The organism is Streptomyces sp. NPDC102274, from assembly GCF_044766385.1.
Taxonomy (GTDB): Bacteria; Actinomycetota; Actinomycetes; order Streptomycetales; family Streptomycetaceae; genus Streptomyces.
This window is the reverse complement of the sequence record NZ_JBIWLW010000059.1, coordinates 16,671-28,662: the sequence shown is the minus strand read 5'-3', so window position 1 is coordinate 28,662 and position 11,992 is coordinate 16,671. Positions and strand designations below refer to the sequence as shown.

Annotated in this window: 12 protein-coding genes and 1 pseudogene; 5 read left to right on the top strand and 8 right to left on the bottom strand. The window is 68.1% G+C overall.

Annotated features, from left to right (window positions below):
• Positions 1–370: 370 nt before the first annotated feature.
• A pseudogene (locus tag ACIRQP_RS39545) lies at positions 371–846 on the top strand (transposase); the annotation flags it as partial.
• 200 nt (positions 847–1,046) lie between these two features.
• Here the strand turns inward: ACIRQP_RS39545 and ACIRQP_RS39540 are convergent.
• Complete coding sequence (locus ACIRQP_RS39540; RefSeq protein WP_403899877.1) at positions 1,047–1,829, bottom strand: MBL fold metallo-hydrolase; 783 nt, start codon at positions 1,827–1,829, stop codon at positions 1,047–1,049.
• A 71-nt stretch (positions 1,830–1,900) separates the two neighbouring features.
• Between ACIRQP_RS39540 and ACIRQP_RS39535 the strand changes: the two genes are divergently transcribed.
• Entirely contained in the window at positions 1,901–2,545 is a 645-nt protein-coding gene (locus ACIRQP_RS39535; protein ID WP_403899875.1) for a TetR/AcrR family transcriptional regulator, read from the top strand.
• A 176-nt stretch (positions 2,546–2,721) separates the two neighbouring features.
• Here the strand turns inward: ACIRQP_RS39535 and ACIRQP_RS39530 are convergent, their stop codons facing one another.
• Together ACIRQP_RS39530 and ACIRQP_RS39525 are read right to left on the bottom strand one after the other, a co-directional pair.
• Entirely contained in the window at positions 2,722–3,312 is a 591-nt protein-coding gene (locus ACIRQP_RS39530; RefSeq protein WP_403899873.1) for a Tn3 family transposase, read from the bottom strand.
• Positions 3,313–3,413: 101 nt separating this feature from the next.
• Positions 3,414–4,520: a sugar porter family MFS transporter gene (locus tag ACIRQP_RS39525; RefSeq protein ID WP_403899871.1), complete on the bottom strand. Its 1,107-nt coding sequence runs from the start codon at positions 4,518–4,520 to the stop codon at positions 3,414–3,416.
• A 29-nt stretch (positions 4,521–4,549) separates the two neighbouring features.
• On the opposite strand from ACIRQP_RS39525, the gene ACIRQP_RS39520 reads away from it, so the two are divergent.
• The 3 genes from ACIRQP_RS39520 (at position 4,550) to ACIRQP_RS39510 (ending at position 6,638) form a co-directional block, all read left to right on the top strand.
• On the top strand, positions 4,550–4,690 hold the full coding sequence (locus ACIRQP_RS39520; RefSeq protein ID WP_403899869.1) for a hypothetical protein: 141 nt from the start codon (positions 4,550–4,552) through the stop codon (positions 4,688–4,690).
• A gap of 423 nt (positions 4,691–5,113) precedes the next feature.
• Positions 5,114–6,340 carry an extracellular solute-binding protein gene (locus tag ACIRQP_RS39515; protein ID WP_403899867.1) on the top strand — a complete coding sequence of 409 codons (1,227 nt, stop codon included), beginning with the start codon at positions 5,114–5,116 and terminating at the stop codon, positions 6,338–6,340.
• 13 nt (positions 6,341–6,353) lie between these two features.
• Positions 6,354–6,638, top strand: a complete 285-nt coding sequence (locus ACIRQP_RS39510; protein ID WP_403899865.1) for a muconolactone Delta-isomerase — start codon at positions 6,354–6,356, stop codon at positions 6,636–6,638.
• A gap of 87 nt (positions 6,639–6,725) precedes the next feature.
• On the opposite strand, the gene ACIRQP_RS39505 is transcribed toward ACIRQP_RS39510, so the two are convergent.
• From ACIRQP_RS39505 to ACIRQP_RS39485, 5 genes are all read right to left on the bottom strand, one after another.
• Positions 6,726–7,838 (bottom strand): LacI family DNA-binding transcriptional regulator, encoded by a 1,113-nt coding sequence (locus ACIRQP_RS39505; RefSeq protein WP_403899863.1) that lies wholly within the window; start codon positions 7,836–7,838, stop codon positions 6,726–6,728.
• Between the two features lie 8 nt (positions 7,839–7,846).
• Positions 7,847–8,926: a Gfo/Idh/MocA family protein gene (locus tag ACIRQP_RS39500; protein ID WP_403899861.1), complete on the bottom strand. Its 1,080-nt coding sequence runs from the start codon at positions 8,924–8,926 to the stop codon at positions 7,847–7,849.
• 46 nt (positions 8,927–8,972) lie between these two features.
• Entirely contained in the window at positions 8,973–9,479 is a 507-nt protein-coding gene (locus ACIRQP_RS39495; RefSeq protein WP_403899859.1) for a VOC family protein, read from the bottom strand.
• A gap of 20 nt (positions 9,480–9,499) precedes the next feature.
• Positions 9,500–10,279, bottom strand: a complete 780-nt coding sequence (locus tag ACIRQP_RS39490) for an SDR family NAD(P)-dependent oxidoreductase (RefSeq protein WP_403899857.1) — start codon at positions 10,277–10,279, stop codon at positions 9,500–9,502.
• A 141-nt stretch (positions 10,280–10,420) separates the two neighbouring features.
• Positions 10,421–11,758, bottom strand: a complete 1,338-nt coding sequence (locus ACIRQP_RS39485; protein WP_403899855.1) for an adenylosuccinate lyase family protein — start codon at positions 11,756–11,758, stop codon at positions 10,421–10,423.
• Positions 11,759–11,992: the final 234 nt, after the last annotated feature.

Sequence of the window (11,992 nt, the reverse complement as noted above, 5' to 3'; positions counted from 1 at the left end):
GGACCGTACTTCGAGCGCCGTGCCATGTGGATCTACACCCTCCCGGACCATCAAGAACCATTATCAGGTGCGTCCACGCCACGGGGGTCACCTCACGGGTCCGGCGACGCCACCTGCCTGCCCAACGGGACGTGATGGCCCTCGCCGATGGCAGACGGCACGGGGGCAATGGCACACTGAGTACCCAACGGAGTTCCCTTGCGGACAGTCGGATCTTGGTCGATCTTCTGTCTTACCGGGAGCTACGTTGCCGTGTCCCAGCCTCCGCTGGTACGTCACCGGAAGTGACGAACCACGCAGCATCACCGGGGGGCATTTCACCCCCACCCCACCATTCGCGAGCGTCTGACCTGCACGGACTCGCTAACTCACCGGCATTGCCCCGACCAGCCAGGGAACGGACGCAGGAAAGAAGATCGTCGGCCGGAAAAGAGGGATCGTCACGGACGCGCTCGGCCTACTCCTCGCCGTGACCGTTACCGCCGCCAGCCTCTCGGAGAACGCGGCGGGAATACGGCTGCTCAACAACGTGAAGAAAACCTATCCGACCATATCCAAAGCCTGGGTCGACACCGGCTTCAAGAACGCCATGATCGACCACGGCGCCAACCTCGGAATCGACGTCGAAGTCGTGTCAAGGAACCCCGAAATCCGCGGCTTCCACGTCGTCAAAAGGCGCTGGGTCGTAGAACGAAGTCTCGGCTGGCTTATGCTGCGCCGACGCCTGGCCCGCGATTACGAAACCCTTTTCGCCAGTTCCGAAGCATGATCCACATCGCTTCGATCGACAACCTCGCCAAGCGCATAACAGACGAGACCACACCCACCCGGCGAGGCACCTACTAGGGCATACAGGATGATCTACCTAAATCAAATACCCTCTCAGAACTACTCATTTCTGCAAGCATGAAGCGTGACGGCTTTCACCAAGAGTCATCACACGGCCGAGTCGTCGCCACCCTGTTTCCGTACGGCTACGGTCAGGTGGTGTATCGCGTCGGGTGATGGTCCGGGTCTCGTGTCTTCTGAGTCGCCTCTGCTGTTGTTCAGTGCTGGCCGGTCTGCCGGGCTCGGCGCGTGGCAGTGCGGGGGTCGCCGGTGATGGGCTGGCCGTGGCCGGGCAGGAGCAGGGTTGCAGCGGTCAGCTCGTCCACCCGGTCCAGGGAGGTCAGGGCCGCGTTGCTGTCGTGGGTGAAGCCGCGGCAGACAAGGGTGGGGCCGGTGTGTCCGGTCAGGCCGTCATGGGTGACCAGGGCGTCGCCGGTGAAGAGCAGGCCGCGTTCAGGGAGCAGGTAGCCGGTGCTGCCCGGGGTGTGGCCGGGCAGGACGACGGCTTGCGGCCTGCCGGGGACCTCGTCCAGTCGCTGATCGGCGCCGAAGACGCGCACGCCGGGAACGGTGGGAGCCGTGAAGGCCCCCTTGCGGGCAAGGTGCAGCGGGGTGGCGATCGCGGCGGGCCGGCGCAGCAGATAGGGCAGCATGGAGCGCTCGGTTCTGGCGTGGCGCATGGCACTGCGCGGACCGTCGCGGAGGATCGCGGCGTCCTTCTGGTGGACCCAGATGTCGGCGCCGGCCTGCTGGAGGGTGCGGGCCAGGCCGGTGTGGTCGGGGTGGCCGTGGGTCAGGAGTACGGCGCGGATGTCGGCCGGAGAGCGGCCGGAGTCGGCCAGGTGCTCGCGCAGCTGCCCGAGGTGGGCCGGCAGCCCGGCGTCGATGAGGACCAGGCCGTCGGGGTCCTCGACCAGGTAGAAGTTGACGACGTCGTCGCCGAGGCGGTCCACGCCGGGAGCGACACGCCGGCGGGGGCGGAGATGGGCGGAGCGGGACATGCGTTCCTCCAGCGCCGGGGCGGGCAAACTTTCGATACAGTTGACTGTAATGGATTTTGAAGGGAAGTGGGATGCCAGCTGGTACTCCGCGTCGGCCGTACGACTCAGGACGTCGGCAGCAAGCCGCGCGCCGCAACCGCGCCGCGGTGTTGTCGGCGTGCCGGGAGCTCCTCTTCCGTGACGGCTACCAGGCCACCACCATCCGCGCGGTGGCAGAACGCGCCGGCGTCTCTCCCGAGACCGTTTATAAGGCGTTCGGCGGCAAGTCGGGGCTGGTCAAGGCGCTGTGGGACGTCACCCTGGCCGGAGACGACGAACCCCTGGCCATGGCCGCGCGGCCGCAGCTCCAAGCGGTCTGGGAAACCCGCGACGCGCGCGCCAAATTCCGCCTCTACGCCGCGTTTGTCCGCGGCGTCCACGAACGGCTCGCCGCCCTGTTCACCCTGCTCGCCCAGGCCGGTCCCGAAGTCGAGCAGGTTCTTGCCATCAGCGAAGAAGAACGGATGACCGGCGTCACCGCCTTCATCGCCCACCTCACCGATACGGGCGTCCTGCCCTCCGACGCGGACACGGCCCCCCGCCTGGCGGATTCCTGCTGGGTCCTGACCGGGCCGCACCTGTTCACCCAGCTCACCACCGGCCGCGGCTGGCACGCCGACACCTACGAGAACTGGCTGGCCGGCATGCTCGCCTCGGCCCTCCTGGTCCCGACCTGAAGCCCCCGGCAATGCCGCCCTTTCACCGGATGCCGTACGCCGTTGGGCGGCTCAGACTCCGCGGCGGTCGGCAGAGCACTGGTATTCCGTCGGTCCACGCAGCGATCACGCGCCAAGCTGTACACCACCTGGCCGTAGCCGTACGGAAACAGGGCCCTGATCCCCGGACGTCAGCGTCAGGCGAGGGCGTGCAGGCTGCACGCCAGCGCGAGGGCGGCATCTTGGCCGCCCTCCTGCGCGAGGTCAGCGGTATCGACGCTGGTCCAGCGTCCGTACTGTTCAGGGGGCACGGCGGAATCCTCCGGCGAGTGAGCGGTTAGGCGGCCTGGCCGAGGCCGGCGGCGGTCAGGTCCGGCTCGCGCAGCGGAGTGAAGTCGACGTCGAGTTTGGTCTCGTACGCGTCGGGCTGGATGCCGAGCTCGTTGCGTGGAGTACTCGCCGAACCGGTTGATGTGCTCGGTCAGGTACGGCGAGATGTGCGCCAGGTCCTCCGGGTCGATCTCCCATCCCTCCTCCAGCAACTGCCGCACGATCTCCGCGATGTCCAGGGCGTTATGGAAGATCACCGCGTTCGTGAGCTGCGCGTTGAATTTCATCGCCTTCTCCTGCTCGACCGGGTCGTTGTCCGCGATGACTCCGCGGTTGCCGAAGCCGATCGGGAGGGGGGCCCCGCGGTGGATCGTCAGGCAGCTTGGGCGCGCAGGCGTTCGGTGCGGCGGCCGACTGCGACCTGGTGGTGCGCCCGCTGCCGTTCGAGACCTGGGCACGGCGCGGCGCGGCGCGGCGGTGGCGGCGCAGCGCCTCTTCTCCCCGCCGCCGGGACCGCCTGCGGCGGCAACCAGTTACTGACCTGGGCCACATCATGTCGTCAGGCGGCCGGGGCGGAGTCCGCGTGGCGCTCTCGCCAGTGCTCCTCTATCCCCTCCAGGGACCGACCTGCCGTCTCCGGGACCCAGCGGAGCACGTAGATGAGCCCGGCCAGCGACAACACCGCGTAGATGATGAATACGTCGTTGCCGATCGCGGCGAAGATACTGGGGAAGGTCTGGGAGAAGGCGAAGTTCATCACGTACTCGACGAAGGTGATGACGCCCATACCGATCACCCGTGCCCGCAGCGGCAGCACCTCGGGCGCGTAGAGCCAGAACACGGGGCCGAGGCCGATGCCGAACGCGAAGGTGAACACGAACACGCACACGACATTCAGCGTCTCGGCGTGCGGGAAGAGTGTCAGCAGTGCCAGTGGCGCGATCTGGCCGCCGAGACTCCGGGCGAGCAGGGCCCGTCGGCCGACCCTGTCGATCAGGGGCAGAGACACGGCGGTGGAGAGCACGAGCGCACCGCCGACGCAGTAGTTGGCGACGATCGCGGTGTTGCTGGAATGCGTCGCCAGCCCCTGGAAGATCGACGGAGCGTAGTAGACGACAGCGTTGACGCCGGTGAAGACCTGGAAGAAGGCGAGGACGAGCACCACACCGATCGCGGGCCGGTAACAGCGGAGCAGTTCCCTGAGGCCCACTTCCTGCTGATGCGGGCTGGCGCCGATCTCGGCGACCTCGGCCTGCGCTTCCCGCTCAGTTGTACGCAGTCGCCGTAGCACTGCGACGGCTTCGTCGGTGCGTCCGTGGAGCAGCAGCCAGCGCGGACTCGACGGGCTGATGATCATGCCGATGAAGAAGGCGGCTGCCGGGATGGCCCCGAGGCCGAGCATCCACTCCCAGGCGCCCCCACCCGACAGCGCGTCGCCGGTGGCGTATGCGATGAGGATGCCGATGTTCACGCTGAACTGGTAGCGCGCGGTGATCAGGCCGCGGCTCTGCTTCGGCGCGAGTTCGGCGAGGTAGATCAGGCCGAACATGGTGGCGAGGCCGACGCCGAGGCCGAGGATGAATCTGGCGGTTATCAGCCAGCCGGGGCCGGGAGCCAGACCGCAGAGAACCGAGCCGATCACGAAGATCGCACCCGCTACGACCAAGCAGGATCCGCCGGTCGTAGCGGCGGGCCATGAACGTGCCCGCCACGATGAGGGGCAAGGCACCGAGCAGAAGCAGGCTGGTCACCCAGCCCTGGGCGCCGGCGCTCAGCCCGAACTGCTCGGTGACGAAGGGCAGGGCCAGTGATATCGCGCCGGAGTCGTATCCGTAGAGGAGTCCGGCCATTCCTCCGAGCGCGGCCACGGCGTAGATCAGCCGGGGAGGTCGGCCCGCGGCACTCCTGACGACTGCGGTGCGGGCGCGCTTCCCGGCGGTGCCGACGGCGCTGTCCGCCTTGGCCACGATGCCTCCTGCGTGTTCGGTGCGACGCCCCCCGTTGACTCACCGTTAGTCAATCGATTGCCTAATCGTAATCGCGAGCCCCGGTGATGACAATACCCGGGATGGAGAACACCGCCACATGAGCCGCGTACGACATTGACCGGTGCGGCTCGGCGAGGTAATACTTCGAAGACAATCGATTGATCGGCACTGGACCGGCGTGTTCCGGTCCAGTCTGATCCGGATGGGGAGCCTGCGAGCTCTCGGGACGCACGGTCCGCGGGCGGGACGGCGCGCGGGCTGGAGGAGGATCATGTCCGAACGGGAAGAGCCCCTGCTGCTGCTCGGCCGCTCCTTCGACGGGTTCGACCGGGCGCTGAGTCGCCAGCTGCCGAAGGCCTCGGCCCGGTCCGCGGAGCACCGACTGCCAGAGATTCTCGACCTGCAGGCCGAGGTCGTCGAAGGAGCAGCGGCCACGTCGGGTGAGGCGGATGTGCTGCTGGTGGTGACCGACTGGCTGCCCGCGCTGATCGACGAGGGCAAGGTGCTCCCGCTGGACGAGTTTTTCCGGGACAGACCGCCGGAGGGATGGCCGGATGCGTGGCACCCGGCGCTGCGCGCACTGCAGCGCGGACCCGACGGGCGCACGTACGGTGTGGCGTACCACGTCGGCCCCGAGATGCTGCTGTACCGCGGCGACTTGTACGAGGACGCGGTGGAACGGACAGGCTTCGCCGAGAAGTTCGGCTATCCGCTGACGCCGCCCGACACCTGGGAGCAGTACGCCGACCAGGCGCTTTGGTTCAACCGGCCGGAGCGCGGTCTGTACGGCACGATCGTCGCGGGGTACCCGGACGAGCACAACACGGTGTACGACTTCCTGACCCAGCTGTGGAGCCGGGGTGCCGACCTCACTGACCCGTTGGGCAATCTGAGCCTGGACATGTCCGAGGCGCTGGACTCGGCGCGGTTCCTGTACGACTTGTGGCACACCCACCGTGTGGTCGATCCGGCAGCGGCTCAGTGGGACAGTGTGGCCGCAGGGGTGCACTTCGCGGCGGGCGAGGCCGCGATGATGGTGAACTGGAGTGGCTTCGCAGCGCTTTCGGCGCCTGAGGACTCCCCCACGCACGGCCGGGTGCGGTGCGCACCGGTACCGCGGGCCAGCGCTCCTGGTGGTTCGCGGGTCGCGCTGAACAGTTATTGGGTGCTGGTGATCGCCGCCGGCTCCACCCGGCCGGCCGCCGCGTACGACCTGCTCCGAGGCCTGACCACCGCCGAAATGGACCGCATCACCGCACAGGAGGGCGGCACGGCCACCCGCCGGGACTCCTGGGCCGATCCGGCGGTCTCCTCGCTGGCTCCGTATTACGCGCAGTTCGAGGAGGCGCATCGCACCACCCGCTCGCTGCCGCGCGACCCGCGCTGGCCTCGTATCTCCGTGATCCTCAACGAGATGGTCAGCTCACTCGTGGCGGACACGGCACGGCCGGCCGACGCCGTTGCCGAGGCCCATCGCAGGCTGACGGAACTCGGGTGAGCGGGCACATCACATGGACTTCCTCGTTCGCGTAGAAACCGTGCTTCCTCCGGACATGCCGGAGCCGGACCGCCGTGCGTTGCTCGCTCAGGAGCGGCAGCGGGGCCGTGAGCTGCGCGCGGTCGGTATCCTGCAGCGGATCTGGCGACTGCCCGGACAGTTGGCCAACGTGGCGATCTGGAGCACATCGGGTCCTGAGGAACTGCACGAAGCGCTGGTGAGGCTGCCGGTGTGGCGGTATGCCCGGGTGACGGTCACGGCGCTGGCTGAGCATCCGCTGGAGCAGGAGCAGCGGTGAAGGCTGCACCTCCCGGCCCTGCCCGGGAGGTGCCGTTCCTTTGTCCGCGTATCACGGCGTTCGCCGTAGGGCGAACGCCGCGGCGGGCTACACGGGCGGCGGGGCCGTCGACTCCCGCACCACTATCTCCGCCGGTGCCGCGACCACCTCGGTGATGCTGTCCTCGGGTGTGCTCGCCACGAGCAGGGAAACGGCACGCGCGCCCAATTCCCCCAAGGGCATGCGTACCGTCGTCAGCGCGGGAACGAGATGGCCCGCCAGCGGCATGTCATGTACAGCGACCACTGACATGTCCTCGGGGACTCGTACGCCACGTGCGTGGAGCGCGTGCAGCACCCCGACCGCCGAGGCGACGTTGGCGACGAACACCGCCGTCGGCCGCGGGCCGGTTCCGGTGTCGAGCAGCTCCTCCAGGGCAGCGTGGCCACCGGCCGGTGTGTAGTCGGCGTGCACGATCAGCCGGGGGTCTGCCGCCAGTCCGGCCTCGGTCATGGCGGAGGTGTATCCGATGCGCCGCCGACGGGCGGTGTCCGCGGTCTCCGGACCCGCGATATGCGCGATGTCGCGGTGGCCGAGTGCCACCAGGTGATCGACAGCAAGTTGGCTTCCGTGCTCGTCGTCCAGGATGACGTAGCGGTCGGATCCCACGGCACGGCGGTTGACCAGGAGCCAGGGAAGCCGCAGCGAGCGCATCTGGTCGAGGGCCCGGCCCGCCTCGTCGCCCGCGAACAGCAGACCGTCGACACGGCTGTGTCCGAACAGATCCAGGTAGCGCTCGACACCTCGGCGCAGCCCTTCGGAACTGGCTGTCATCAGCCCGTACCCGAGGCTGCTCGCCGCTGTCTCCGCGCCCTTGATGATCTCGGCGTAGACGGGGTTGGCGAAGTCGGGGATGAACAGCCCGAGCATGTTCGACCGTGCCGTACGCAGGCTGCGCGCGGCAGCGTTGGGGCGGTAGCCGAGCTTGCCGATGGTGTCCAGGACACGCTGCCGGGTGTCCGGTCGGATGCTCAGCTTCGGGTCGTTGTTGATCACTCGGGAGACCACGGAGCGGTCGACGCCGGCGACAAGGGCTACATCGGCGAGGGTGACCTTGCCTGGAGTGGCCTTCGCGGGTGTGTTCTTCGGGGGCGCGGCGCGGCGCGGTGTCGGTTCGGCCTTCGTGGCCCGTTTGGCGTTCTCAGCTGGTTTGGCTGCCATCGCTGCCATCATTTCATAGGCATGCTGTGCCCTGAGTCCATCGAGGCGTAGAGCCGGTCGACCAGTCGGATGGTGCCGAGGTTGTCGCGCGCGGACGGATACGGTTCACCTCCGTCCGCCACGGCGCGCAGCAGCGAACCGATCGGTCCGGCGAACGCGTCGGGGATCCAGCGGCGGGTGACGGGGTACGGCAGCCAACCGTCGGTAGGCAGCGTCAGGCTGTTGACTTCGAGCGTGTCCGGCCGGCCATGCGGATAGTCGTAGAGCAGTCCGATCGTGCCTTTGATGCTGCCGCCGGAGCCGTCGATGCGGAAAGTCGCCTCCGAGTCGCCGGTACGGTTCTCGTGGGTGGCGTGCACGACCGCGCGTACATCGCCGGGGAAAACGAGTGTGCTGATCGTCCGGGTCTCTCCGGCGGCAGCCTGGCCAGGCGCGCGTGACCCGGTGCAGAAGACCTGTACCGGATCACCGAACACCGATCGGATCGCGTCGAGGTAGTGGATCGAGTGGTACATGATCTCCAGCCGGTCGCTCCTCACCAGCCAGGGCCATGGCGTCCAGTCCGTGGCGATGTTCACGGTGAACGACAGCGTCGTGGGCTCGCCGATCCAGCCGCCCCTGACCATGGCACGGGCCGCGGCGATGCCCTCGTCGTAGCGCATCTGCTGGTTGACGACGATCTTCAGGCCGAGCCGGTCCGCAACTTCGATGATCTCCCTGCCCGTTTCCTCGTCGGGTACGAACGGCTTCTGGCAGACGAGGTGTTTGCCCGCTTGGAGAGCACGCTGGGCGATGTCCGGCTGGGCCTGTGGGGCTACGGCGATATCGACGACCCGTACGGCGCTGTCATCGAGCAGTTCGTCCAGAGAAGCGTAGGCCTTCGGCACGCCGTGGCGGCCGGCGACGTCTTTCGCCCGTTCCGCATCCAGGTCGAACAGGCCGCGGACCTCCAGTCCGGCCGTGCGGTATGCCGGCAAGTGGGCCACATCGACGATGGCTCCGGCGCCCACGATCGCCACCGGCAGCCGGTGTTCGGGGGCGATCGCGGTGTCAATGGTCTCGACAATGGACGCGTAGGCATCCAGCATGAGAAGGATCCTTCCTGATGCCGTGGGCGGCCGACCGGTTGTCCGGTCAGGCCGGGTGGGCGACATCCGCCGGGTGGACGGGCGCCCTGAGCCGGTGGGCCGGCGGCTGGACCAACTCCAGGACGATCTGGTCCGGGTCCTCGAAGTAGCAGGTGAACCCGCCCTTGTTGACACCGCCGGTAATGGCGTTGGGCGGCGAGTAGAACCGCACGCCGACGGCGCTCAGCCGCTCGTACCGCTCGCTGATGTCATCCACGGTCAGGGCCAGGTGAGCCGCTCCGGGATGCTTGATCCCCGGATCCTGGCGGATGCCGACGGGGTTGAGATACTGCACCAGCTCCAGATCGTGCGTGGAGGGGCCGGCCGGCCTGCCGGGGACGGCCAGTTGCGCGATGCGCAGATGAGCGTTCTCGTAGCCGACGAGATCGCTGGTGTAGCCGCCCTGCTGTTCCTGCGAGTGGATGTGGTCGAACCCGAGGTGGTGGGTGTAGAAGTCCACCGAGCGGTCCAGGTCCGCGACGGTGAAGCTGAAGTGCCAGACGCCGTGCAGCATGTGGGTACTCCTCGTCTCGTTCAGTTCATTTCCAGGCCGCCGCAGACGTTCACTGCCTGGCCGGTGATGTAGGAGGACTCCGGGGAGAGCAGGAAGGCGATTACTCCGGCGATCTCCTCGGGTGTCTCGATGCGGCCGAGGGGGATCTTCGCCGCCTGCTCGGCAAAGGACTCTTCCGGGGTGATCCCGTTGATCTCCGCCTTCTGCCGGTGGATGGCACGGGTCATCTCGGTGTCCACCACACCGGGGCACACGGCGTTGACGCGGATGCCGTGTGCCGCCAGCGCCAGCGCGGCCGAATGGACCAGGCTGATCACGCCGGCCTTACTGGCGGCGTAGTCGGCGCACGTTGGGCGGGCTCCGCGCCCGGCGACGGAGGAGACAGCAACCATGGCACCTCCTCCGTGCGCCGCGGCGCGCACAGCGGCCCTCTGCAGCAGCAGGAACATCCCCTTGAGATTTACGGAGAGCGTGGCGTCCCAGTCGTCGGCGGGGAGTTCGAGGAAGGGGTGGTTGCGTACGATGCCGTGCGCGCCCACGGCCAGAGTGAGCGGGCCGAGGTCGTTCTCAGCACGATCCAGTGCGTCCTCGACATCGCCGGGGCGCGTCACGTCGGCCCGGTAACTCTCCGCCCGCCCACCCGCCTCGGCAATCGCCTTGGCCGTCCGATCGGCGGCCCCGGTCGAGATATCCAGCAGAGCGACACGTGCGCCCTCAGCGGCGAGACGGAGAGCGACAGACCGGCCGATCCCACCTCCCGCTCCGGTGACGACAGCGGTGAGCCCTTCGAAGCGTCCCATGGAGAATCGTTCCCTTCTTGCCGGTTGTTGTCCCTCGGGCCGGCTTGTGCCCGGTTCCGGATCATTTCCTGTGCGCGGCCGTCACCCGGGTCTGCGTTGACCGACGGGCCAGGCCTACGGGTCGCCACGCGCCGTATCCGTTCAGTCGACTGCCCGCCATGCGGAAAGCGCCGAATCAACGGTGAGGTGCGGATCTCCCACGTAGTCCGCGGGCGCCAGTTCGGCCACCGACGCCACCGCTCCGGCCGGTGCCACCTCCCGCAGCACGGCCCGCAGGTCCTCGCCCGTTTCGCGGCAGCGGCGCGCCGCCTCGTACACCAGGTCATGTGCCTGTTCGCGGCCCAGCGTGGCAGCAAGGCCGATCATGTACGCCTCGGACATGACCAGACCCGAATCGGCCTCCAGGTTCCGGTGCATCGCCTCGGGGAAGACCTGGAGACCCTCCGCGATCGAGCGAGCGGTAGCCAGCGCCCCCGCGGCCAGTGCGGACAGGTGGGGCAGCACCTGCCACTCCGCCTGCCATTCACCGGCGGCTCGCTCGTGTCCCGCCTCCATGATCCTGTAGAGGGCGGAGGAGAGCGCACCCGCGGTCACGGCCATACCGATGACGGCCTCCGACTCGATCGGGTTCGCCTTCTGCGGCATCGTCGATGACGCGCCGCGAAGGTGCCCGGCCGCCTCGGAGACCTCGGCGATCTCGGTCCTGGACAAGTCGATGACCTCCCGCGCGAAGCGCGCGCAGGTCGCGGTGAGCAGGGCGCAGACCGAGCCGTACTCGGCGATCCGGTCACGGGCTACGTGCCAGGGCACGTCGGTAGCCACCAATTCCAGCAGTTCGGCAACGCGCCCGCGTATCTTCACGGCGTGGTCCCCGTACGCGGCCGATGTGCCGCCGGCGCCGAAGAGCGACACCGTGGCGACCGCCTCCGCGGCACTCGACAGACGCGCCCGGTCGCGGGCGAGTTCGCCCAGGTAACCCGCCATCTTGGCGCCGAACGTGGTCGGCACTGCCTGCAGGGCGTGGGTCCGTCCGGCGATCACCGTGTCTGCGTGGGCGGTCGCGAGAGTGGCGATGGCATCCCCGAACCCCTCAAGCAGCTCCCCCAGACGCGTGGCCGCGGCGGTGTACTGCAGAGCCAGCCCGGAGTCCATGATGTCCTGCGTCGTGGCACCGTAGTGGACACGGCCCCGGTGCTCCGGGGGCAGCGCTTCGTCCAACTGACGCACGAGCGGCAGGATCGGATAACCCACATTGCGGGTCTCCCGCCACAGCCGCGCCGACTCGATGGCCTCCAGCGTGGCTGTGCGGGTGATGACCTCGGCAGTGTCCGGCGGGATCACGCCCGCCTCACCTTGGGCAGTGGCCAGAGCCGCCTCGACGCGCAGCCACGACCGGACGGTCTCCTCCTCGGACAGAATCACAGCCATGCCCTCGTCCCCGTACAGGCCGACGAGCATGTCGAAACGGCGCGGACTCATCGTCCCCCTTTCGTGGTCACACAGGTGTGGGCAGCCATAGCCATCCCCACCCGACTTCCGAGTCAATCGTTTGTCTAATGTAGACCTCGAGTCCCGCGGCAGCAAGACGCGGCGCTGGGTGATGGAGCTGTTCAGTGCCGGAATCATTGCCCGAGCGGCGGCCGCGACCTAGACTCGGGACGACAGTGAGTCAATCGATTGACTTGCTTGATGGCTTCAGGTTTGAATCTTGTT